The sequence below is a fragment of the Mesorhizobium sp. B2-8-3 genome (genome assembly GCF_006440815.1).
Taxonomy (GTDB): domain Bacteria; phylum Pseudomonadota; class Alphaproteobacteria; order Rhizobiales; family Rhizobiaceae; genus Mesorhizobium.
In genome coordinates this window covers 211243-231839 of sequence record NZ_VFTW01000003.1, presented here as the reverse complement: position 1 = coordinate 231839, position 20597 = coordinate 211243, and the positions used below count along the sequence as shown (strand labels likewise).

Annotated in this window: 27 protein-coding genes; 18 read left to right on the top strand and 9 right to left on the bottom strand. The window is 63.5% G+C overall.

Features of this window, described 5'->3' with window-relative positions; genetic code table 11:
- Position 1: 1 nt before the first annotated feature.
- Positions 2-691, top strand: coding sequence for a glycerol-3-phosphate 1-O-acyltransferase PlsY (gene plsY, locus FJ418_RS06420; RefSeq protein ID WP_140864333.1), 690 nt, complete (start codon positions 2-4; stop codon positions 689-691).
- A 98-nt stretch (positions 692-789) separates the two neighbouring features.
- Here the strand turns inward: plsY and FJ418_RS06415 are convergent, their stop codons facing one another.
- Positions 790-1698 (bottom strand): alpha/beta hydrolase, encoded by a 909-nt coding sequence (locus FJ418_RS06415; protein ID WP_140864331.1) that lies wholly within the window; start codon positions 1696-1698, stop codon positions 790-792.
- A gap of 47 nt (positions 1699-1745) precedes the next feature.
- Between FJ418_RS06415 and FJ418_RS06410 the strand changes: the two genes are divergently transcribed.
- A complete protein-coding gene (locus FJ418_RS06410; RefSeq protein ID WP_140864329.1) occupies positions 1746-2198 on the top strand; it encodes a MarR family transcriptional regulator in 453 nt (150 codons plus the stop codon).
- A 9-nt stretch (positions 2199-2207) separates the two neighbouring features.
- Here the strand turns inward: FJ418_RS06410 and FJ418_RS06405 are convergent, their stop codons facing one another.
- Complete coding sequence (locus FJ418_RS06405; protein ID WP_140856733.1) at positions 2208-2819, bottom strand: pyridoxamine 5'-phosphate oxidase family protein; 612 nt, start codon at positions 2817-2819, stop codon at positions 2208-2210.
- A gap of 92 nt (positions 2820-2911) precedes the next feature.
- Positions 2912-3265 carry a DUF971 domain-containing protein gene (locus tag FJ418_RS06400; protein WP_140642588.1) on the bottom strand — a complete coding sequence of 118 codons (354 nt, stop codon included), beginning with the start codon at positions 3263-3265 and terminating at the stop codon, positions 2912-2914.
- A 196-nt stretch (positions 3266-3461) separates the two neighbouring features.
- Between FJ418_RS06400 and moaA the strand changes: the two genes are divergently transcribed.
- The 13 genes from moaA (at position 3462) to FJ418_RS06335 (ending at position 13098) form a co-directional block, all read left to right on the top strand.
- On the top strand, positions 3462-4457 hold the full coding sequence (moaA, locus tag FJ418_RS06395) for a GTP 3',8-cyclase MoaA (RefSeq protein WP_140642590.1): 996 nt from the start codon (positions 3462-3464) through the stop codon (positions 4455-4457).
- A gap of 55 nt (positions 4458-4512) precedes the next feature.
- Complete coding sequence (locus FJ418_RS06390) at positions 4513-5007, top strand: hypothetical protein (RefSeq protein WP_181166855.1); 495 nt, start codon at positions 4513-4515, stop codon at positions 5005-5007.
- Positions 5008-5120: 113 nt separating this feature from the next.
- Positions 5121-5477, top strand: a complete 357-nt coding sequence (locus FJ418_RS06385; protein WP_140642592.1) for a hypothetical protein — start codon at positions 5121-5123, stop codon at positions 5475-5477.
- 124 nt (positions 5478-5601) lie between these two features.
- On the top strand, positions 5602-6522 hold the full coding sequence (locus FJ418_RS06380) for a DMT family transporter (RefSeq protein WP_140642594.1): 921 nt from the start codon (positions 5602-5604) through the stop codon (positions 6520-6522).
- A 4-nt stretch (positions 6523-6526) separates the two neighbouring features.
- Entirely contained in the window at positions 6527-7159 is a 633-nt protein-coding gene (gene mobA, locus FJ418_RS06375) for a molybdenum cofactor guanylyltransferase MobA (RefSeq protein WP_140864327.1), read from the top strand.
- Positions 7156-7671 carry a molybdopterin-guanine dinucleotide biosynthesis protein B gene (mobB, locus tag FJ418_RS06370; protein WP_140864325.1) on the top strand — a complete coding sequence of 172 codons (516 nt, stop codon included), beginning with the start codon at positions 7156-7158 and terminating at the stop codon, positions 7669-7671. Before mobA ends, mobB begins: the two co-directional genes overlap by 4 nt.
- 151 nt (positions 7672-7822) lie before the next feature.
- Positions 7823-8608, top strand: coding sequence for an ABC transporter substrate-binding protein (locus FJ418_RS06365; protein WP_140657866.1), 786 nt, complete (start codon positions 7823-7825; stop codon positions 8606-8608).
- Positions 8609-8686: 78 nt separating this feature from the next.
- The gene (locus FJ418_RS06360) at positions 8687-9403 is read left to right on the top strand and encodes an ABC transporter permease (RefSeq protein WP_140642603.1); all 717 of its coding nucleotides are present in this window, start codon (positions 8687-8689) and stop codon (positions 9401-9403) included.
- Entirely contained in the window at positions 9400-10224 is an 825-nt protein-coding gene (locus tag FJ418_RS06355; protein WP_140864323.1) for an ABC transporter permease, read from the top strand. Before FJ418_RS06360 ends, FJ418_RS06355 begins: the two co-directional genes overlap by 4 nt.
- 116 nt (positions 10225-10340) lie before the next feature.
- A complete protein-coding gene (locus FJ418_RS06350; protein WP_140709906.1) occupies positions 10341-11210 on the top strand; it encodes an NAD(P)-dependent oxidoreductase in 870 nt (289 codons plus the stop codon).
- 8 nt (positions 11211-11218) lie between these two features.
- Positions 11219-11923, top strand: coding sequence for a DNA alkylation repair protein (locus FJ418_RS06345; protein ID WP_140864321.1), 705 nt, complete (start codon positions 11219-11221; stop codon positions 11921-11923).
- A complete protein-coding gene (locus tag FJ418_RS06340) occupies positions 11883-12461 on the top strand; it encodes a GNAT family N-acetyltransferase (protein ID WP_140864319.1) in 579 nt (192 codons plus the stop codon). The genes FJ418_RS06345 and FJ418_RS06340 overlap by 41 nt, the downstream gene beginning before the upstream one ends.
- A gap of 64 nt (positions 12462-12525) precedes the next feature.
- The gene (locus FJ418_RS06335) at positions 12526-13098 is read left to right on the top strand and encodes a DUF3299 domain-containing protein (RefSeq protein WP_140864317.1); all 573 of its coding nucleotides are present in this window, start codon (positions 12526-12528) and stop codon (positions 13096-13098) included.
- A gap of 45 nt (positions 13099-13143) precedes the next feature.
- Here the strand turns inward: FJ418_RS06335 and FJ418_RS06330 are convergent, their stop codons facing one another.
- The 4 genes from FJ418_RS06330 to FJ418_RS06315 all read right to left on the bottom strand — a co-directional run bounded on the left by FJ418_RS06330 (position 13144) and on the right by FJ418_RS06315 (position 15668).
- Positions 13144-13635: an Lrp/AsnC family transcriptional regulator gene (locus FJ418_RS06330; protein ID WP_140642616.1), complete on the bottom strand. Its 492-nt coding sequence runs from the start codon at positions 13633-13635 to the stop codon at positions 13144-13146.
- 107 nt (positions 13636-13742) lie between these two features.
- Positions 13743-14360, bottom strand: a complete 618-nt coding sequence (locus FJ418_RS06325) for a uracil-DNA glycosylase family protein (RefSeq protein ID WP_140864315.1) — start codon at positions 14358-14360, stop codon at positions 13743-13745.
- Between the two features lie 28 nt (positions 14361-14388).
- Complete coding sequence (locus FJ418_RS06320; RefSeq protein WP_140642620.1) at positions 14389-15000, bottom strand: glutathione S-transferase; 612 nt, start codon at positions 14998-15000, stop codon at positions 14389-14391.
- A 44-nt stretch (positions 15001-15044) separates the two neighbouring features.
- Positions 15045-15668: a thermonuclease family protein gene (locus FJ418_RS06315; protein ID WP_140864313.1), complete on the bottom strand. Its 624-nt coding sequence runs from the start codon at positions 15666-15668 to the stop codon at positions 15045-15047.
- Positions 15669-15744: 76 nt separating this feature from the next.
- On the opposite strand from FJ418_RS06315, the gene FJ418_RS06310 reads away from it, so the two are divergent.
- Positions 15745-17268, top strand: coding sequence for a HAMP domain-containing sensor histidine kinase (locus FJ418_RS06310; protein WP_140864311.1), 1524 nt, complete (start codon positions 15745-15747; stop codon positions 17266-17268).
- 17 nt (positions 17269-17285) lie between these two features.
- On the opposite strand, the gene FJ418_RS06305 is transcribed toward FJ418_RS06310, so the two are convergent.
- Positions 17286-18281 (bottom strand): nicotinate-nucleotide--dimethylbenzimidazole phosphoribosyltransferase, encoded by a 996-nt coding sequence (locus FJ418_RS06305; RefSeq protein ID WP_140864309.1) that lies wholly within the window; start codon positions 18279-18281, stop codon positions 17286-17288.
- A gap of 165 nt (positions 18282-18446) precedes the next feature.
- Here FJ418_RS06305 and FJ418_RS06300 point away from each other — a divergent pair, with 165 nt between their 5' ends.
- Positions 18447-18677, top strand: a complete 231-nt coding sequence (locus FJ418_RS06300) for a DUF1289 domain-containing protein (protein WP_140642628.1) — start codon at positions 18447-18449, stop codon at positions 18675-18677.
- A gap of 10 nt (positions 18678-18687) precedes the next feature.
- Positions 18688-19392: a TIGR02281 family clan AA aspartic protease gene (locus FJ418_RS06295; protein WP_140642630.1), complete on the top strand. Its 705-nt coding sequence runs from the start codon at positions 18688-18690 to the stop codon at positions 19390-19392.
- Between the two features lie 7 nt (positions 19393-19399).
- Here FJ418_RS06295 and dusA read toward each other — a convergent pair whose 3' ends face one another.
- Entirely contained in the window at positions 19400-20407 is a 1008-nt protein-coding gene (dusA, locus tag FJ418_RS06290; protein ID WP_140864307.1) for a tRNA dihydrouridine(20/20a) synthase DusA, read from the bottom strand.
- Positions 20408-20597: the final 190 nt, after the last annotated feature.

The following is a 20597-nucleotide window of genomic DNA, read 5'->3' as shown; positions in this document are numbered from 1 at the left end:
GATGGTTTTTTGGATAGCAAGTGCGGTTGGATTGACGGTCGCCTATCTGCTCGGCTCCACGCCCACCGGTTATCTGGCCGGCAAACTTCTCAAGGGCATCGACATACGCGAGCACGGCTCCAGATCCACCGGCGCGACCAACGTGCTCAGAACCTTGGGCAAATGGCCGGCATTGGCGGTTCTGCTTGTCGACGTGCTGAAAGGCGTGGCGGCGATCGTCTTTGTTCGCTGGTTTTATCCCTGGTGCTACGCGATATCGTCCGCCACGCCACCGATGGCGCTTGAACTGCAGACCTTGGCGCCCTGGCTCGTTTGCCTGGCCGGACTTGCCGTGCTGCTGGGGCACGGCCGGTCGATCTGGCTGAATTTCACCGGCGGAAAATCCGCCGCGACGGGACTTGGCGTGTTGCTGGTGATGTCATGGCCCGTAGGATTGGGTGCCGCCACGGCATTTGCGGCCACACTCGCTCTTTTCCGGTTCGTTTCCCTGAGCTCGATGCTGGCGGCGCTGACGGCGGTCGCGCTTGTCTGCGGCTTGGAGCAACCATTGCCCTATCGGTTGCTGGTGATCGCGGGCAGCCTCTACGTGATCCTGCGCCACCGCGCCAACATTCAGCGGCTGCTGGCGGGAACGGAACCACGCCTTGGCGGCGGCGGCCCGGGACCGAACGCAGGCTCGCAAATCTCCTAGAGCATGACCCCGAAAAGTGGGAACCGGTTTTCGGAGAAAGATCATGCTCCAACAAAGAGTTAGATCGTGACGGCGATTCAACGAAACGCCATCACGATCTAGTGCAGGGTCGTTTCGCGTTGCCCGGTCACGAAACCGACCGCGCGCGCAACGACATCCCTGTCGGCGAGGATGCGGCGATGGCCAAGCCCATTGGCCCAATGCAAGTGGACATGCTCGCCGGCGCCCGCATAACGCTTCGCATGGTCGGCATGGACTTCGCGGTCGTCCGGCGCGTGGACGATCAGCGTCGGCACCGGCGCCTCCGCAAGTTGGCGGTCGCCAGTGAATTCGCTGAGCGGCCGGCCCGACAGATGTTTTACCCGATCCGCCATGGCGACGCGGGAGCGTGGCCCGACATTCATCATGTCGCTGAAATCGTCGAAGATTGCCGGCAGCGAGCTCGGCGCGGCAATCAGCACCAGTTTCTGCGCCTTAAGCGGCGGCATGCCCTTGACCGATGCCGCGACGGCATTGGCGGCAATGGCGCCGCCGAAGGAATGACCGACGACGGCGGCAAAGGGGCCGAACCATTCGCCGGCGACCCGCGCCGCGTCCACGGCGGTCACCATGTTGAGATGGCGGCCGAGCGAATGGCCATGCCCGGGCAGGTCGAGCGAGACGACCTTGTAGCCGGCCCCGCGAAACCCTTCGATCAGGGCGCGCATATATTCGGTGCGCGAACGCCAGCCATGGATGACGAGCACCGTTCCGCGCGACTCCCTGACCGGCTCCGGGCGGAATTCATGCACCGCCACGCAATCCGTCATGGTCTTCAGCCGGTGGTGGCGCGCCTCGGCCATGAAGTCCGAGGCGCGTTCGACAGCGCGACGCTCACCGTCGCTCAAGGATCTGGCATTGGGTGTGCGGCAAAACAATTCGAATGCGGCGCGGCCGCCGAGACGTGGCATGACATGCTCGGCCGCGCCAAAGACGCCGCGGATGACCTTCAATCCAAATGATGCCATATTGGCGATCCATCCATTCGTTCAAGCATGAACATAATAGTTCAAACATGAACATTAAACAAGATCTGCCCTGGGACAATCCTCGCTTTCGCAACTGGGTTGCGGTGGCGCGCGCCTGCCATGTGCTGGAGCGCACGCTGGCGGTGAAGCTCGCCCCGCTCGACCTCAAGCCGGCGCAGCTCGACGTGCTGATGAACCTCTATCGCCACCCAGGCATGTCGCAGCACGATCTCGCCCGCAAGCTCCTGGTCGGCCGCTCCAACATCACCATGCTGTTGCCGCAACTCGAGGCGCGCGGCCTGCTTCGCCGCGAGGGCGACGAAAAGGACAAGCGGGTGCTGCGGCTGAACCTGACCGAGGCGGGCGAAGCCCTGCTGATGAAGGCTCTGAAGGTTCACATGGCGCTGATCGAGAAGGCGATGAGCCAATCGACGCCGGAGCAGTGCGACATGATCGGCGAGCAGATGCGCAAGATCGCCGACGTGCTGAAGGAAGCCTGAGCCGCCCAATTACCACATGGTTTTCTTCGCCCGCTCCGGCCATTCCCTGTCATAGGCCTCGGCATCGATGTTCTTGCGACTGGTGACCTCGAGGATCTGGCCGGGCGTCGGCAGCGACTTCGGGTCGACATGCCTAGCCGGGTTCCACAGTTCGGAGCGCACGATGGCGCGGGCGCATTGGAAATAGACCGTGTCGACATCGATGACGGTGACCGAGCGAGCCGGCTTGCCGTCGACCATGAAGGACGCGCAAAGCCCGGCATCGGTTGTGATATGAGCGCGGCCGTTGACGCGCAGCGTGGTGCCCGAGCCCGGCACCAGAAAGAGCAGTCCGACGCGCGGATCGCGAATGATGTTCTTCAGCGAATCGGCGCGGTTGTTGCCGCGCCTGTCCGGCATCATCAGCGTCTTGTCGTCGACGATGCGTACGAAGCCCCCGAGATCGCCACGAGGCGAGCAGTCGAGCCCCTCCGGTCCGCTGGTCGCCAGCGCCACGAAGGGCGACGCCTCGATGAAGGCGGCATATTCGGGAATCACATGGTCGAGCTCCTTGACGACCGAAGCCTCGCCGGGCAACCCGTAAAGGGCCTCGAGCTGTTCGACGGATGTGATGAGCGACATCTTTTTCGCCTCCCGACCTTTTGCTGGCGCTACTCCATGTCCATGACGCCTTGACGACAGCCGGCTGCCGAAATTGGATGCCATGCGCCAGGCTAGCGATCTCGGCTCAGTCCCTTCTCGGCCAGCTCGGCAAGATAAGCGTTCCAGCGCTCGTCCTTTTCGTGGCCGAGCGTATGCAGATAGCTCCAGGTGAAGATGCCGGTGTCGTGGAAATCGTCGAAGGTGATGCGCACAGCATAATTGCCGACCGGGTCGATCTTGAGGATCGCGACATTGCGCTTGCCGGGCACCGTCACCCGCTGCTCCGGCGAATGGCCCTGCACCTCCGCCGATGGCGAGGCCACGCGCAGGAACTCCGCCGGCAATTCGAACGGTTGGTGGCCGGGGAAGGTCACGGTCAAGAGCTTGCGGTCCTTCGAGACCCTGAGTTCCTTTGGCGCGGTCATGGCTGTCCTGTCTGGGTTGCGCCCTTCCCTACGCCGCTTCGCGCGATCCGAAAAGGATCATTAGAAAGCAGCCGACACGCGATGTCGGTCGGGGAATGTTACCAAAGATCGAGACATTCTATCTTGAATGCGGCATTGGATCGTATCACATAGCTATATATAACGACGCCGCTCAGGCCATGGGAAACGCTTGCAAATGGACATGATCGACCCCTTCGGTCGCACGATCAGCTATCTGCGCGTGTCGGTCACCGACCGCTGCGATTTCCGCTGCACCTATTGCATGGCCGAGGACATGACCTTCCTGCCGAAGAAGGATCTGCTGTCGTTGGAAGAGCTTGACCGGCTCTGCACCGTTTTCATCGAAAAGGGCGTGAAGAAGCTGCGGCTGACCGGCGGCGAGCCGCTGGTGCGCAAGAACATCATGCATCTGGTGCGCCAGCTGTCGCGGCATCTCGCGAGCGGCGCCCTGGAAGAGCTGACGCTGACCACCAATGGCTCGCAGCTTTCGCGCTTCGCCGCAGAGCTCGCCGATTGCGGTGTCAAGCGCATCAACGTCTCGCTCGATACGCTCGATGCCGGGAAATTCCACCAGATCACGCGCTGGGGCAATCTCGGCAAGGTGATGGAAGGCATCGACGCCGCGCAGAAGGCCGGGCTGAAGATCAAGCTCAATGCTGTTGCGTTGCGCGACTTCAACGACGCCGAGATCCCCGAACTGATGCGCTGGGCGCATGGCCGCGGCATGGACCTCACCCTCATCGAGACGATGCCGATGGGCGAGATCGAGGCCGACCGCACTGATCAGTATTTGCCGTTGTCGATGCTGCGCGCCTCGCTGGAACGCCAGTTCACGCTTTCCGATATTCCTTTCAAGACCGGCGGCCCCGCCCGCTATGTCCATGTCGCCGAGACCGGCGGCCGGCTCGGCTTCATCACGCCGATGACGCACAATTTCTGCGAGAGCTGCAACCGCGTGCGGCTGACCTGCACCGGCACGCTCTATATGTGCCTCGGCCAGGAGGACGCCGCCGATCTCAGGGCGCCGCTGCGCGCCTCCGAAGGCAACGAACTGCTTGGCGAGGCCATCGACGAGGCCATCGGCCGCAAGCCCAAGGGCCATGATTTCATCATCGACCGCCGCACCAGCCGCCCTTCGGTGTCGCGGCATATGAGCGTCACCGGCGGCTGATTTTTTCCACTGATTGATGCATGATCTCTTCTGGTCATCGACCGAAGGGGGGATCATGCAACGTCCGCAGCGCTTCGGCTTGTCGTCACTGGCGGCTGTCGTATCCCTATCGATAATCACGACGACCGAGGCGACGGCCAAGCCGTTCACCTACGTGAATGCGCGATTCGGCCAGTCATGCACATTCCCCGACGAAATCTTCGACAAGCCGATGCCCGAGCCGGAAAATGGCGACGGGCAGCAATGGCTTAGCGCCGACCGCGCCAGCCTGACCTGTTCCGGCATCTACAATGTCGACAACGACACGCCGCAAGGTTTCGTCGCCCAGGAGAAAGCCAGCACCGAACCGGGTTACAAGGTCACCTACAGCAAGACCGGCAAGGATTGGGCGGTGCTTTCCGGCACCAGGGATGGCAAGATCTTCTACGAGCGGCGCCTCTTCGGGAAGGACGACGTCATACGTACCGTCTGGATCGAGTATCCCGCCGCGCTCAAGGCTAAATACGACCCGCTGGTCGGCGCCATCGCCAACAGCCTGCGCGGTCCTTGAGGCCAGCCGGCTCCCCTGAAAATAAAGCGCCCGCGTTACCTTCCCGCCGATTTACCGCCAAGCTTTTCCGGCCTAGCCTTCGCGGCGCGTTTTTCGCGCTAGGGGGAGTGCACATGCGCACATTCATGCTTTCACTTGCAATGCTCGGGGTTGCTTCCGTATCGGCCGCGGCTCAGTCGATCGGCGGCACCTACAACGTTGCCGGCACCAATTTCGACGGCTCGAAATACGGCGGCGAGGCAACCATCACGCTGACCAGCGACACGACCTGCACGATCCACTGGGAAACCGGCGGCTCGACCTCGGACGGCATCTGCATGCGCAACGACAATGCATTTTCCGCCGGCTATGCGATGGGCAAGGAGATCGGTCTCGTCGTTTACAAGATCGAGAAGGACGGCTCCCTGCACGGGCTGTGGACCATTGCCGGCCAGAACGGGAACGGCACCGAAGTCCTGACGCCGAAGTAAGCCTTCCAGAGCTCGGCAGATCGATCTCATGGGCCACGCAGAAATTCGTGGCCCATTTCTTTGCCGTTGCTGTTTTCCGGCTGCCTGCTAGACGGCTGAATTAAAATAGGATCCGGAAACGCCTTTGCCTCTCTCGCCAAATCTGCGCGGCGCGCTGTTCATGATCGTGGCCATGGTCGGCTTCACCTTGAACGACGCGATCACCAAATTCTCTTCCGAATCGATGAACATGGCGCAGGTCATGCTGGTGCGCGGCGCCTTCGCATCCTTCTTCGTCGGTCTGCTGGCCTGGCGGCGCGGCGCGCTTGCCAATCCGGCCGCCATGCTGCAGCCGATGGTGGCCATGCGCGTCGCCGGCGAAGCGGGCGCCACCGTGTCGTTCCTCATCGCGCTTGCGCATCTGCCGATCGGCAATGTCTCGGCCGTCATGCAGGCTCTGCCGCTGGCGGTCACCATGGGCGCGGCATTGGTCTTCGGCGAAAGCGTCGGCTGGCGACGCTGGACCGCCATTGCCGCCGGTTTCGTCGGCGTGCTCATCATTGTGCGGCCGGGTTTCGAAGGGTTCAGTGTCTATTCGCTGGTGGCATTGGCCAGCGTCGCCTGCTGCGCCGTGCGCGACCTCTCCACCAAGCGCATCCCCGAGGCGATCCCGACCATGCTGGTGTCGACGGCGACCGCGCTTGCCATGACGGTCCTTGGTGCGCTGCTTTTGTCACCGATGGGCGGCTGGACGCCGATGAGCGGCAAGGCGACAGCTCTGTTGGCATTGGCGGCGGTGCTGGTGCTCATCGGCTATCAGTTCATCATCATGGCGATGCGCTCGGGCGACATCTCCTTCATCGCACCCTACCGCTATACCGCCCTGCTCTGGTCGATCCTGCTCGGCCTCGTCATCTTCGGCGACGTCCCAGACCTGCCCATGATCGTCGGCGCAGTCATCATCATCGGCTCCGGCCTCTATGCGCTCTACCGCGAGCGCGTCGTCGGCAAGCAGCAACCCGCCGCTGAAAGCGCTGGACCCGACATGGCGCCGGACGGCATATAGGCCGATGGACCGAAATGTTGCCGGGATCATTCTGGCGGGAGGCCAGGCGCGCCGGATGGGCGGTGGCGACAAGCCGTTGCTTTCGCTTGGTGATGACAGACTGATCGATCATGTCGCCCGCCGATTGAAGTCGCAGGTCGCGATCCTTGGGCTCAACGCGAACGGCGATCCGACGCGGTTTGCCGCCCTGGACCTGCCGGTGCTGGAAGATACGGTGCCGGGCCATGCCGGGCCGCTGGCTGGCATTCTCACCGGCCTCGAATGGGCGACGACGCAAACGAGCTGCCGGTGGCTGATGAGCGCCGCCGGCGACACGCCGTTCTTCCCCGACGACCTCGTCGAGCGCCTGGTCGCGGCAGTTCACGACCGGCCTGGCGCGATCGCCGTCGCCAGTTCGGGCGGCAGATGGCACCCGACCTTCGCGCTTTGGCCGCTCAGCCTGCGCGACGCCTTGCGTCATTTCATGGTTGACGAGGACAACCGGCGGGTTTCGGCCTTCATGCAGCGCCAAGGTTATGTCGAGGTCGAATTCCCCATGATCGAGGCCGGCAACCTGAAGATCGATCCGTTCTTCAACGTCAATACGCCGGACGACCTTGCGGCGGCGGAGCGTCTGTTGCAAAGCCTCGGGCCATGAGACGCGTATTCGGCATCACCGGCTGGAAGAACTCCGGCAAGACGACCCTGACGGAAAAGCTGGTCACCGAACTGGTGGCGCGCGGCTGGACGGTTTCGACGGTGAAGCACGCCCACCATGACTTCGACATCGACAAGCCGGGCGCCGACAGCTTCCGCCATCGGCAGGCGGGCGCCACCGAGGTCGCGATCGTCTCCGGCCGGCGCTGGGCGCTGATGCACGAATTGCGCGGAGAGAACGAACCGACGCTGGACGACATCCTGGCGCGCCTGGCGCCCTCGGATATCGTGCTGGTCGAAGGCTATAAGCGCCAAGCGCATAAGAAGATCGAGGCAAGGCGGCTCGAGGCCAAGGACCGGACGCCGCTTTCGGCCAACGATCCCAACATTGTCGCCATTGCCGCCGACTTTACAGTCGAAGGCGAAACGTTGCCGGTTTTCGATCTCGATGACACGAAATCGATAGCCGACTTTGTCGAGCGCAGCACAGGTCTCGTGGCTCAAACCAAGTAACGCAGCGGCACATCCTGATTGTCGTTTGGCGTTGATTTGCAGTTGCTTTTTTCTTGGAAAGAGTGGGAGTATCCGCCTCAGCGGGCGGTAAAGAAGCTCCGCCCACAAGAGCCGCACGGGACAGCGGCCATGACAATATGAGAGGATTATCATGCGTATTGCACTGCGTATCGCGCTTGCCGCTTCGGCCGCGCTGCTGACACTTGGCGTCGCCCAGGCTCAGGAAAAGACCCTGAGGATCGGCACCGAAGGCGCGTATCCGCCCTTCAACAACCTGACCTCGGACGGCCAGTTGGTCGGCTTCGACATCGATATCGCCAAGGCGCTCTGCGACGAGATGAAGGTGAAGTGCACCTTCGTCGCGCAGGATTGGGACGGCATCATCCCGGCGCTCCAGGCCGGCAAGTTCGACGCCATCGTCGCCTCGATGTCGATCACGCCCGAGCGCGCCGAGAAGGTCGACTTCACCCACAAATACTACAACACCCCGTCGGCCATCGCCGTGCCGAAGGATTCGCCGCTCAAGGGCGTGACCAAGGAAGACCTCGCCGGCAAGAACATCGGCGTCGCCACCACGACCACGCATTACAACTATGCTTCGAAGACCTACACTGACAGCACCATCAAGGGCTATCCGAGCAGCCCCGAGGAACAGGCCGACCTCGCCAATGGCCGTCTCGACGCCATCGAGGACGACATCGTCGTGTTGCAGCAGTGGCTGGATTCGCCGGACGGCGCCTGCTGCAAGATCCTCGGTCAGCCTTCGCCGCAGCCGGTCGATATCTTCGGACCGGGCGCCGGCATCGCCGTGCGCAAGGGCGAGACCGATCTGGTCAACAAGCTGAATGCCGCGATCGACGCCATCCGCAAGAACGGAAAGTACAAGGAAATCAACGACAAGTACTTCAAGTTCGACGTTTACGGCGCCGAATCCTGATCGACAAGCCAAGGGCGGTGAGGCATCCCTTGCCGCCCTTAAATCCTTCCGGGATCGCCACGGAGACACGACCCGTCAATGCCGGCCCAAAGCATTTGGACACTTCTCAGCTGGGGACCGGATGGCTGGAGTGACGACATTGCGTCTGGCGTTCTGGTCACCATTGCGCTGGCGCTTGCCACACTGCCGATTGGCCTGGTGATCGGCTTTTTCGTCGCCTTCGCCAAGCAGCATGAAGAGCCGTCGCTGCGCCTGGCCGGCAATATCTACACCACCGTCTTTCGCGGTCTGCCCGAACTGGTGACGCTGTTCCTGTTCTTCTTTGGCATGCCGCTTCTCCTGCAACATGTCGTGCGGCTGTTCAATCCCGACGCGACGATCGACGTCAACAGCTTCATCGCCGGCATGATCGTGCTGTCGCTGATCTTCTCCTCCTACGCCAGCGAGGTCTTTCTCTCCGCGTTTCGTGCCATTCCGAAAGGCCAGTATGAGGGCGGTTACGCCATTGGCCTGTCGAAATGGCAGACGATGCGGCTCATCGTCCTGCCGCAGCTGATACGCATCGCTTTTCCGGGCCTGGAGAATTGCTGGCTGAGCCTGCTCAAGGACACCTCGCTGGTCTCGGTGGTCAATCTGGCCGAAACCTTGCGCCAATCCGGCGTCGCGGCGCGCGTCACCAAGCATTCCTTCCTGTTCTACAGCGTTGCGGCGCTGATCTTCCTGGCGCTGGCCGTCCTGTCGTCGATCGCCACGAGCTACATCCTGCGCCACCTCGGACGGAGGGAGGCGCGATGAGCGTCAGCCAGGCTATCGCCATCGACAAGCCGCCGCCGCAAGCGCGCGGCTGGCCGCGAGCCCGCATCCTTGGCTCCGCGCTGGTCGGCATCTGGATTCTGTTCGGCGTCGGCATCGTTGCCTATCTGGTCTACGCATGGAATGCCGCGTTCTTCGCCAGATACGCGCCAGCCTATCTGCAGGGCTTGGGCACCACGCTGTCGCTGGTCGCCATCTCGATGGTCCTTGGTGCAATCCTGTCGCTTCCCGTCGCCTACGGCCGCATGTCGAAGAACAGCATCCTGTCCGGGCTTGCCTATTGCTATGTCTACTTCTTCCGCGGCACGCCGCTGCTCGTGCAGACCTACCTGGTCTATTACGGCGTCGGCTCGTTCCGGCCGGAGCTTGAGACGGTCGGGCTGTGGTGGTTCTTCCGCGAAGCTTTCTATTGCGGCGTCTTTGCCTTCTCGCTCAACACCGCCGCCTATCAGGCCGAAATCCTGCGTGGCGCCATCGAAAGCGTGCCGCGCGGCCAATGGGAAGGTGCGGCCTCGCTCGGCCTGCACAAATTGCAGACGCTGCGCAAAGTCGTCCTGCCGCAGGCGATCATCGTCGCGCTCAGGCCCTACGGCAACGAACTCATCCTGATGATCAAGGCTTCGGCGATCGTCGCCATCATCACGGTCTACGACCTGATGGGCAACGCCAAGCTCGCCTACGCAAAATCCTTCGACATCCAGGCCTATATCTGGGTGGCGATCGTCTATCTGGTGATGGTCGAGATCCTGCGCCACGGCGTCGAATGGATCGAGCGGCGCATCACTGTCCACCTGCACCGCTAGGCCGAAATCGCGTGGGCCTGGGCCAGTCGATGCGGCTCTCCGCGCCTTGACGAATCCGCTGCAGGGCATAGAGCTTCCGCAGCAAGATTTCTCTGTTTCTTCGGAAGGTTCGACCTATGGCATCGGTGGCATTTCTCGGTCTTGGCGTCATGGGCTATCCGATGGCCGGGCACCTCAGGAACAAGGGCGGCCATGACGTCACCGTCTACAACCGCACCAAGGCAAAAGCCGAGCAGTGGGTGGCCCAGCATGGCGGCAAACTGGCGCTGACGCCGGCCGAAGCGGCCGAAGGCAAGGACTTCGTCTTCTCATGCGTCGGCAATGACGATGATCTGCGTTCGGTCACCACAGGTGCGAACGGCGCCTTCGCCGCGATGAAGAAAGGCGCCATCTTCATCGACAACACCACCGCCTCGGCCGAGGTCGCGCGTGAGCTTGACGAAGCCGCGCGCAAGGCGGGTTTCTCCTTCCTCGACGCGCCGGTGTCCGGCGGCCAGGCCGGCGCCGAGAACGGCGTGCTGACCGTCATGGTCGGCGGCGATGAGGCCGCCTTCGACAAGGCGCGGCCCGTCATCGACGCCTACGCCCGCATGGTCGGCCTGATGGGATCGGCGGGTGCCGGCCAGCTGACGAAAATGATCAACCAGATCGCCATTGCCGGCCTCGTTCAGGGGCTGGCCGAAGGCATCCATTTCGGCAAGAAGGCGGGGCTCGACATCGAGAAGGTGATCGAGGTGATCTCCAAGGGAGCGGCCGGCTCCTGGCAGATGGAGAACCGCCACAAGACGATGAATGCCGGCAAATATGATTTCGGCTTCGCCGTCGACTGGATGCGCAAGGATCTCGGCATCTGCCTGGCGGAGGCCAACCGCAACGGCGCCAAGCTGCCGGTGACGGCGCTTGTCGACCAGTTCTACAAGGATGTGCAGGACATGGGCGGCAAGCGCTGGGACACGTCGTCGCTGCTGGCGCGCCTCGAAAAATAGGCGACGCAATGGCCCTGCCCGGTCCGAGCTGGAGCGCCGACGACATCGTCGCTCATTTGCGCGCGATCGGCACCGAGGCGAACCGGGCAGGCATGGCGCGCTTCGGCATCAACACCACGAGCGCGCTCGGCGTCGGCAATTCCGAATTGCGGCCGCTGGCGCGCAAACTGAAGAAGAACCACGAGCGATCGCTTCTGCTGTGGGACAGCGGTGTCCGCGAAGCGCGGCTGATGGCGGCCTTCACCGGCGAGCCGAACAAGGTCGGCATCGATCAATGCCGGCGCTGGGCGGCGGATTTCGACAGCTGGGAGATCGTCGACACCGTCGCGGACCTGTTCGCCGAAACGCCGTTCTGGCGCGAACTGATCGACGAGTTTGCCGAAGACGAACGCGAATTCGTCCGCCGCACCGCCTTCGCCATGCTGGCCTGGAGCGCGGTGCATCTCAAGAAAGAGCCGGACGCGACCTTCCTTGCCTATCTGCCGCTGATCGAGAGACATGCCGGCGACCCGCGCAATTTCGTCCGCAAGGCGGTCAATTGGGCGTTGCGGCAGATCGGCAAGCGGTCGATGAGCCTGCACGCCCCTGCCCTTGCGCTCGCAGAAAAACTGGCGGCATCGTCCGACAAGACGGCACGCTGGATCGGCAAGGATGCGGTGAAGGAACTGACCGATGCCAGACAGCTCGAAAGGCTCGCAGCCGCAAAAGCCTGACCTTGCCGGTATTCGCTTCGTCGAGGTGACGCCGGAGACGCGCGCCGGCTTCGAGAATCTGTTCGAGCAGCCGGGCGCGCCGAAATATTGCTGGTGCATGGCCTGGCGCCATTCCAGCCGCGAGCACAGTGAGAACGATGAGAAGAAGCGCATGATGATGGCGCTCATCGATGCCGGCACCCCGGTCGGCATCGTCGCCGAGTTGGGCGGCAGACCAGTCGGCTGGTGCTCGGTCGCGCCGCGCGAAACCTACCGGAAGCTTTCGAAGCAGCAGGACGACACCGAAACCGGCATATGGTCGATCGTCTGCTTCTATGTGCCGAGGGCTTTGCGCGGCGGCGGGCTGGCTTCCGCCCTGCTCGATGCGGCGATCGACCATGCCTTCCGCAAAGGCGCACGCATCATCGAGGCCTATCCCGTCGACGAGGCGGCGCCGAGCTATCGCTTCATGGGTTTTCGCGACATGTTCGTCGCGCGAGGCTTCCATGAAATCGGCACCGCCGGCACGCGTCGGCATCTGATGCGGCTGAACCGTTGAGCCCGGACCGGTCACGACGCTTTTACTCGATTCCGCCAATGGACAGGCGGAGGATGGAGCGGCCATGAACAAGCGTTTCAGATCGTGCGCGACGCTGGTCGCCGGGTTGCTTTTCGCTGCCTCGGGAGCCGATGCCGCGGCCGATGTCGCGCATATCCTGTGGAAGGACCTGCGCCCAGCCACGCAAGCCGTTGCCGAGGATGCGAACCTGCCGATGATCGCGGCAAAACTGCCAGACCACGGTGAGACCTTGTCGCTCAATCTGCAGGACAAGACGATACAATTAGCCGGCTATGCATTGCCAGTCGATCGCGATGGCGACCTCGTCTACCAGTTCCTGCTGGTGCCGTGGACCGGCGCCTGCAGCCACATGCCGACGCCGCCACCGAACCAGATCGTGCTGGTGACGCCGGCGCACCCCTACAAGATGAAAGAGACCTACGAGCCGGTCGCCGTCATCGGCGTGCTGAAGCCCGGCATGGAGAAGAGCCAGCTCTTCATCCTCGACGGCGTCTCGATCGTCCAGTCGGGCTACACGGTGCGCAGGGCCGAGGTGGCAAGCGTCGACAGCGTGCCGGACACGGTCACGCTGCCGGTCAACTCGCCGTGGAATTTCCTCAACAAAAAGAAGAACTAAGCTCGCCGCCCCACTCAAGTGCGGGAATCGGCGAGCACCCTGTGATCACGCCGCGTTCGCGCCCGATTCCTTGTCCAGCACCATGTAGTCGAGCGGGATCTCGGTCGTGTATTTGATCTGCTCCATGGCGAAGGACGAGGAGACGTCGCGGATCTCGATCTTGGCAATCAACCGCTTGTAGAAAGCGTCATAGGCGGCGATATCCGGAACCACCACGCGCAGCAGGTAATCGACATCGCCGCTCATGCGGTAGAACTCGACCACTTCCGGGAATTCCTGGATGACCTCGGAGAAGCGCCGCAGCCATTCATGGCTGTGCGAATTGGTGCGGATCGACACGAAGACGGTGACGCGCACATTGACCTTCACATGGTCGAGAATGGCAACGCGCCGCTGGATGACGCCCTCCTCCTCGAGCTTCTGGATGCGCCGCCAGCACGGCGTGGTCGACAGGCCGACTTTCTTGGCGACATCGGCGACCGCGAGCGTCGCGTCCTCCTGCAGGAGGCGGAGAATTTTTCTGTCGAGACGATCCATGGGAAGCTCCAGGGGAATAGTTTGGCTATAATCCCTTTTATCCAAGCCTTTCACAAGAAAGAAATTCTGCCGATGGCGGCAAAAGCGAGTGATTTCTTGCAAGATGCCTAATCGATGCGATAGCGGATTTCCGACCTCAGGAAGGGCAGCAAATCCATTTCAAACCAGGGATTCTTCTTCAGCCAGCCGGTGTTTCGCCAGGATGGATGCGGCAGCGGCAGCACTTTCGGGACGGCCGGTCCATCCCATATGGCGCGCCAGTTCCTGACTGTCTCGGTCAGCGACGGCAGGCGTGTCGTGCCCATATGCCAGGCCTGCGCATAGCCGCCGATGGTCAGAACCAGGTCGATCTGCGGCATCAGCGCCATCAATTGAGCGCGCCAGGCTGGCGCGCATTCGCGGCGCGGCGGCAGGTCGCCACCCTTGGCGTCCTGTCCGGGAAAGCAAAAGCCCATCGGAACGATGGCGAATTTTTCGGTGTCGTAGAACTCATCGCCGCTCACACCGAGCCAGCTTCTCAGCCGGTCTCCGGAGGCGTCGGTGAACGGCACGCCCGACAAATGCACTTTTGTGCCCGGCGCCTGGCCGGCAAGCAGGACCCGCGCGGTGGAGGACGGCTGCAGCACCGGCCGCGGCTCATGCGGTAAAGGCCGCCCAAGCGGCTCCTCGACGCAGATGCGGCAGGTCCGCACCTTGGCGGTGAGGCGCTCCAGCGCTTCTCTCATATCAGGCAGATTGTCCAATTGTTGTCGCTCAGGCCGCTGCGCTCGGCCGGCTTGTAAGCGCTGCATACCAGCGCAGCACGTTCGTGCACTCCTCCGGCACCCTGATGCGTGCCGGCTTCATGAAATCGATGGCGATCATCCCGGTGATGTCGGCGACCGAGTAGCTGTCGCCGGCGGCGAATTCGCGCTCCGCCAGTTCGTGGTCGAGGAGGTGCAGGAATTCGATCGCTTTCGGTTTGTTGGCCTCGCCCCATTCCGGGATTTGCGGCACTTCCCACTCCTTCATCGCAGGATGGATGTGCCGGAACGCGGCGGCGACACTGGCCATCAGGTTCAGTTCCATGCGCCTTTGCCACATCTCGACCATGGCCTTGCCGAGCGCGCCCGTGCCGAACAGCGCGGGCTTGGGGTGCAATTCCTCGAAATAGCGGCAAATGGCGATCGATTCGGTGATGATGGTGCCGTCGTCGAGCTCAAGCACAGGCAGGCGCCGCAGCGGATTGCGCTGAGCCACCTGCTCGCCGCGATGCTCCAGAGCGCCCATGTCGACGGGCACCAGCGGCACCGTCAGCCCCTTCTCGGCAAGGAAGACGCGCACGCGCCGGGGGTTGGGCGCTCGGCCGCCATCGAACAACTTCATTCCATCCTCCAGCTTCTCCATCGGATCATAGGCGGCTCCGCCCATCACCAGAAGCGAACAAATTCGCGCAGCACGTCGCCGAACGAGGCGAGCACGCCGTGCTTTCTCTCGACCGGCGCATTGTGATGGCTGTCACGCCATTGCTGCGGCTCCTCGAAGGCGCCTGCCCAGATGCCGGCCTTGGCCGCTCTCGCCACCGCTTCCTCGGTCTCGAAGTCGCCGAAGGCAACCGCCCATCCGGCCTGCACCTGGGCCCGGTTCAGGTCGGCGTCACCTGCCCTGCAGTCGCCGAGCAGGCGGCCGTAGCGGTCGCGCTGCCAGCCGCTGCAGGAAACAGGCCTGCCGGCGATCAGGCGTACCAGCGCCTGCCGCGCCAGCTTGCCGCAGGGATAGTCGGCGCCGGCCTTCTGGCAGGTCTGCTGATACTCCGGAGCGTCGATGCCGCGCATGCGAATGCGCTCGGTCCCGAGCGTGATCGAATCACCGTCATTGACGATCGCCGTGCCTTGCTCCCTGCGTGTTTCGAAGCGGTCGAGGCGGGCCGCCACCAGGATAAGCAATCCGAGCAAGAGGAAGGCCAGCCCATAGTCCAGCAGCTCGCGCCAGAGGCTTCGCGGCGAGCTTGCCGCGTAGCGGCGGCGCGGTCCTCGCGGCCCGAAACGGCTCATATGGCAAACAGTCTCTTAATCATTCGAACGTAGCTTAACGAACTGACAGTCGCTGCGCGCAGAAATTGAAGTCTGTATGCCTTTGCAACGCTCGAACACAGCGGATAAATTTATTGTGGACCGCCGTAAACCGCACCGCAACAGCGATGTGGCGCGCGCGGTGCGCAAGACGCGCGACCGCCTCTCGCAGCAGGCGGGCAGCCTCGATTTCGACCGTGAACTGCTGAAACTGCATGCGCGCGCCATGGTGGTCGGCGCGGTCGCGATCCCGCTGCTCGTGCTCGCCGTGGCGGCCGTTGGTCGGCTGGCGGGAATGGACAGCCAAGTCACCATCTGGGCCTTGTCGATGCTGCTTTGCTACGCGATCGTCGCTTTCATGGCGCGTCGCGTGGAGCGAACCGAGGCAGCCGAACTCGACCCGGCGCAGACGCGCCGCGACTTCTTGATCGGCCACTTCCTGTGCGGCCTTGGCTGGGCGTGGTTCGCCTGGATCGGCTGCGACACCTGCCAGATCGACCAGTTCCATGTGGCCAAGGCCATGGTGCTGCTGGTCGCCATGGCGACGACCGCCGTGATGGCCTCCTCGCTTGGCGGTGCGCTGTTGGCCACCTTTACAATTCCCGTTGCCGTTTACGTCTACACCATCCTGCGCCTGTGGACGCCGATCGAAGCCACGATGGCGGCGTTGCTTATCGCCGCGCTTCCCTTCTTCGGCTACGTCGCGCGTCATCTCAACCGGGCGTCGTTGATGCTGCTCTCCTTCCGCTCGGAGAAGGACGCGCTGATCGCCGAGGTGGAGACGGCCAAATCGATGTCGGACGAGGCAAGGCGGCGCGCCGAGGACGCCAATCTGGCGAAATCGCGTTTTCTCGCCTCCATGAGCCACGAACTCAGGACGCCGCTCAACGCCATCCTTGGCTTCTCCGAAGTGATGGCCAATGAAGTGCTGGGGCCGATGAACAATCCGACCTACCGCGACTATGCCCATGACGTGCACGAGTCCGGACAGCACCTGCTCGACCTGATCAACGAGATCCTCGATTTGTCGCGCATCGAGGCCGGCCGCTACCAGCTCAACGAGGAGCCGGTCGTGCTGGTGACCATAGTCGAGGATTGCTGCCACATGATGGAGCTGCGTGCCCGCAACAAGGACATCCGCGTCATCCAGGAATTCGAGGAGACCTTGCCGCGGCTCTTCGCCGATGAGCGCGCAGTCAGGCAGATCACGCTCAACCTCCTGTCCAATTCGATCAAGTTCACCCCGTCCGGCGGCGAAGTGCGCGTACGCGTCGGCTGGACCGCCGGCGGCGGTCAGTACATATCGGTCAAGGACAACGGACCGGGCATACCGGAGGAGGAAATCCCGGTGGTGCTTTCCGCTTTCGGCCAGGGCTCCATCGCCATCAAGAGCGCCGAACAGGGAACCGGCCTCGGCCTGCCGATCGTGCAGGGCCTGCTCGCCATGCATGGCGGCGAGTTCGAGCTGCATTCCAAGCTGCGTGAGGGCACCGAGGCGATCGCCATTTTCCCGTTGAGCCGGGTGATGGAAGAACTGCCGGCTTTGCCGACCAAGACCGTTGCGGCGCGGGGGCGCCGCTGAGGCAATCCCTGTCGGCTCTAAAGCCGGATAGCCATCGCCATGCCGGAACTGGTCAACGCCGCGGCCTTGACGATTCCGGCGGCGAGAGCGGCCCCTACCCCTTCGCCATGGCTGATGCCGAAATCGAGCAGTGGCCGCAGTCCGAGCCGTTCGGCCGCCTTGGCGTGGCCGGGCTCCGGCGACAGGCTGGCAAGCAGGCAGTGATCGAGCGCGCCAGGATTGGCCGCGTAAAGGGCAGCGGCCGCCGCGGTCGCCGCGAACCCGTCGAGCAGGACAGGAATCTTCTCCATGCGCGCCGCCAGAATGGCGCCGCAGATCGCCGCGAACTCGCGCCCGCCGACCCTGCGCAAGGCCTCGAGCGGATCGTCCAGGCCGGAACCGTGGAGTGCCAGCGCCCGATCGACGACCTCGGCCTTGCGCGCGGTCATCGCAGCGTCGGCGCCCGACCCCGGCCCGACCCAATCGGCCCCGTTGCCGCCGAACAGCGCGGCGCAAAGAGCGGCGGCGATCGTCGAATTGCCGACTCCGAGATCACCCAGGCACAGAAGATCGGCGCCGCCCGCCACCGCCTCCATGCCGAAGGCCATGGTCGCGGCGCAGCCGCGTTCGTCGAGCGCGGCTTCCTCGGTGACGTCGCCCGTGGGAATGTCTAAGGCGAGGTCGAAGACTTTCAGGCCGAGATCGTTGGCGACGCAGACCTGGTTGATCGCGGCGCCGCCGGCGGCGCAGAGTTCGACCTCATTGGCGGTCGCCGCCACCGGACGCGGCGAAATGCCATGCCTGACGGCGCCGTGATTGCCGGCGAAGATCGCCATTAGCGGCCGGTTGATCGCCGGTGGCGCGCGTCCGCTCCAGGCGGCAATCCAGGCCGCGATGTCCTCGATGCGCCCGAGCGATTCCTTCGGTTTGTCCGCTTTGGCGAACAGCGCGCGGACACGGGCGGCCGCCGCGTCATCAGCAGGCGGCAACGCCGCCATGAGGCTTCGGAAATCGTCGAAAGGCGTTGCGGTCATTTATGTCGGTCGCGGTCCGTTGCGGAAATCGCAAGCGGCATAGCCGCCTTCTCCAGCCGGCACAACCGCCTGACGATGCCGCGAACGCGTTGCCCTGTGGCGCATTGCGGAGGGCTTGCATTGCTCCGGCGGTTGCACCATGTGGAATAAAGGCAAGAGAACAGCATGTCCGCCATCGAATCCCCCTGCATCCTGGTCTGTTCGATCGATATGAAAACCGGCTTCTGCTTCGGTTGCGGCCGCACGCGCGACGAGATTTCCGGCTGGCTGACGATGACCCCCGAAACGCGCCGGGCGGTGATGTCCGAATTGCCGGCGCGGCTCGAAACGGTCGAGCGGCGGCCGCGTCGTGAAACCCGGCGCAGCCGCATGGCGCGCGAGCGCGGCGTCTTGTGAGAAGAAACCGATGAACCGGCTGTTCTGGATCGTCATGGCGGTGATCGGCGTCGGGCTGGTGCTGCTGATGCTCAACAATTCAGCCGGCCACACCTTCGGCATGGCCAACAACGATTTCGGCCGGCTGATCTGGGTCGGCGTGCTGGTCATGGTGATCGGCGCGAGCCTGCTCCGCTCCGGTCGGCCGATGGGCGACATGGCGCGCAATCTCGGCGTCTGGGCCGCGTTCGTGCTCGTGCTGATCGCAGGCTACCAGTATCGCTACGAATTGCAGGACGTCGCGAGCCGCGTGACCGCCGGCCTCGTCCCGGGCAGCCCGCTGGCGCTCGGCGTGGAGAACGGCCGCCCGACCGTCACGCTCGACAAGGCCGACAACGGCCATTTCGAGGCCCGCATCCTGGTCAACGGCACCCCGGTGCGCGCCGTGGTCGACACGGGTGCGACGAGCACGGTGCTGACGTCCGAAGATGCGCAAGCCGCGGGGTTCAACCCGGCGGCGCTCAGCTACAGCGTGGACGTCTCCACCGCCAACGGCATGGCGCGCGCGGCGACGGTCAAGACCGACGAGGTGGCGATCGGCGGCATCGTGCGCAAGGACATGTCGGTGATGGTCGCTGCGCCCGGCATGTTGGACCAAAGCCTGCTCGGCATGAACTTCATCGGTTCATTGTCGGGCTTCGACGTGCGCGGCGACCGCATGATCCTGCGGGACTGATCAAAGGTCAGGCTGCCTCTGCTTCCGCGGCCGTGAGATCAATCGCGGCGAACGCGGTCTTCAACACCTCCGCCCCGGCGCCAGGCCTGTTCGCATCCGTCGACAGGATTTGCCGGAAGCGGCGCGCCCCAGGCAAGCCGTGGAACAGTCCGACCATGTGGCGCGTAATGTGGCCGAGCCGCCCGCCCCGCTCGATATGGCGCGCCGCGTAGCCGGCCATGGCGTCGATCAGCGCCGCGTAGTCGAAGGTGGTCGCCGCCTCGCCGTAGAAGGCGGCATCGACGCCGGCAAGGATGCCGGGCGTGTGATAGGCCGCGCGGCCGAGCATCGCGCCGTCGACATGCCCGAGATGAGCCGACGCCTCGGCAAGCGATTGAATGCCGCCATTGATGCCGATGAATTCGTCCGGCTTTCTGGCCTTCAGCCGGTAGGCGCGCGGATAGTCGAGCGGTGGAATTTCCCGGTTCTCCTTGGGGCTCAGCCCCTCCAGCCAGGCCTTGCGGGCATGCACCCAGAGCGCGTCGGCGCCCGCGGCGAGAACGCTGTCGGCAAGCATATCGAGAGCAGGCTCCGGGTCTTGCTCGTCGACGCCGATGCGGCATTTGACCGTGACGGGGATTTTCACCGAAGCCTTCATCGCGGCGACGCATTCGGCGACCAGAACCGGCGTCTTCATCAGGCAGGCGCCGAACGTCCCCGACTGAACGCGGTCGGACGGGCAGCCGACATTGAGGTTGACCTCGTCATAGCCGAACGTCTCACCAATCCGCGCCGCTTCGGCGAGTTTTTGCGGGTCCGATCCGCCAAGCTGCAGGGCAACCGGATGCTCAGCGTCATCGAAGCCGAGCAGCCGCTCGCGAGCGCCATGGATGACGGCATCGGCCACAACCATCTCGGTGTAGAGCAGAGCCCGGCGCGTCAACTGGCGGTGGAAGAACCGGCAATGCCGATCCGTCCAGTCCATCATTGGGGCTATGGCAAGCCGCACCTTTTTGTAATCGATGCTCTTTTCCATCACGTCCGGCGGATTCTCTGATCCTCGATCAACAAGGCATCGCGCTCACATAAGCGATTTCGCGACGATTTCCTACCGGGTGCCCCAGAACTGCGCGGAATGACAAAGGGGAAGACATCTCGGCCATGTCGGGACCGATGCAAAACGACAAACTGCCCGCCGCGCCGAGTAGGCGCGGCGTTCTCAAATA

Coding starts and splice junctions, on each gene's coding strand:
- plsY (WP_140864333.1), top strand. CDS start 2: ATGGTTTTTTGGATAGCAAGTGCGGTTGGATTGACGGTCGCCTATCTG.
- FJ418_RS06415 (WP_140864331.1), bottom strand. CDS start 1,698: ATGGCATCATTTGGATTGAAGGTCATCCGCGGCGTCTTTGGCGCGGCC.
- FJ418_RS06410 (WP_140864329.1), top strand. CDS start 1,746: ATGAACATTAAACAAGATCTGCCCTGGGACAATCCTCGCTTTCGCAAC.
- FJ418_RS06405 (WP_140856733.1), bottom strand. CDS start 2,819: ATGTCGCTCATCACATCCGTCGAACAGCTCGAGGCCCTTTACGGGTTG.
- FJ418_RS06400 (WP_140642588.1), bottom strand. CDS start 3,265: ATGACCGCGCCAAAGGAACTCAGGGTCTCGAAGGACCGCAAGCTCTTG.
- moaA (WP_140642590.1), top strand. CDS start 3,462: ATGGACATGATCGACCCCTTCGGTCGCACGATCAGCTATCTGCGCGTG.
- FJ418_RS06390 (WP_181166855.1), top strand. CDS start 4,513: ATGCAACGTCCGCAGCGCTTCGGCTTGTCGTCACTGGCGGCTGTCGTA.
- FJ418_RS06385 (WP_140642592.1), top strand. CDS start 5,121: ATGCGCACATTCATGCTTTCACTTGCAATGCTCGGGGTTGCTTCCGTA.
- mobA (WP_140864327.1), top strand. CDS start 6,527: ATGGACCGAAATGTTGCCGGGATCATTCTGGCGGGAGGCCAGGCGCGC.
- mobB (WP_140864325.1), top strand. CDS start 7,156: ATGAGACGCGTATTCGGCATCACCGGCTGGAAGAACTCCGGCAAGACG.
- FJ418_RS06365 (WP_140657866.1), top strand. CDS start 7,823: ATGCGTATTGCACTGCGTATCGCGCTTGCCGCTTCGGCCGCGCTGCTG.
- FJ418_RS06360 (WP_140642603.1), top strand. CDS start 8,687: ATGCCGGCCCAAAGCATTTGGACACTTCTCAGCTGGGGACCGGATGGC.
- FJ418_RS06355 (WP_140864323.1), top strand. CDS start 9,400: ATGAGCGTCAGCCAGGCTATCGCCATCGACAAGCCGCCGCCGCAAGCG.
- FJ418_RS06350 (WP_140709906.1), top strand. CDS start 10,341: ATGGCATCGGTGGCATTTCTCGGTCTTGGCGTCATGGGCTATCCGATG.
- FJ418_RS06345 (WP_140864321.1), top strand. CDS start 11,219: ATGGCCCTGCCCGGTCCGAGCTGGAGCGCCGACGACATCGTCGCTCAT.
- FJ418_RS06340 (WP_140864319.1), top strand. CDS start 11,883: ATGCCAGACAGCTCGAAAGGCTCGCAGCCGCAAAAGCCTGACCTTGCC.
- FJ418_RS06335 (WP_140864317.1), top strand. CDS start 12,526: ATGAACAAGCGTTTCAGATCGTGCGCGACGCTGGTCGCCGGGTTGCTT.
- FJ418_RS06330 (WP_140642616.1), bottom strand. CDS start 13,635: ATGGATCGTCTCGACAGAAAAATTCTCCGCCTCCTGCAGGAGGACGCG.
- FJ418_RS06325 (WP_140864315.1), bottom strand. CDS start 14,360: ATGAGAGAAGCGCTGGAGCGCCTCACCGCCAAGGTGCGGACCTGCCGC.
- FJ418_RS06320 (WP_140642620.1), bottom strand. CDS start 15,000: ATGAAGTTGTTCGATGGCGGCCGAGCGCCCAACCCCCGGCGCGTGCGC.
- FJ418_RS06315 (WP_140864313.1), bottom strand. CDS start 15,668: ATGAGCCGTTTCGGGCCGCGAGGACCGCGCCGCCGCTACGCGGCAAGC.
- FJ418_RS06310 (WP_140864311.1), top strand. CDS start 15,745: ATGCCTTTGCAACGCTCGAACACAGCGGATAAATTTATTGTGGACCGC.
- FJ418_RS06305 (WP_140864309.1), bottom strand. CDS start 18,281: ATGACCGCAACGCCTTTCGACGATTTCCGAAGCCTCATGGCGGCGTTG.
- FJ418_RS06300 (WP_140642628.1), top strand. CDS start 18,447: ATGTCCGCCATCGAATCCCCCTGCATCCTGGTCTGTTCGATCGATATG.
- FJ418_RS06295 (WP_140642630.1), top strand. CDS start 18,688: ATGAACCGGCTGTTCTGGATCGTCATGGCGGTGATCGGCGTCGGGCTG.
- dusA (WP_140864307.1), bottom strand. CDS start 20,407: ATGGAAAAGAGCATCGATTACAAAAAGGTGCGGCTTGCCATAGCCCCA.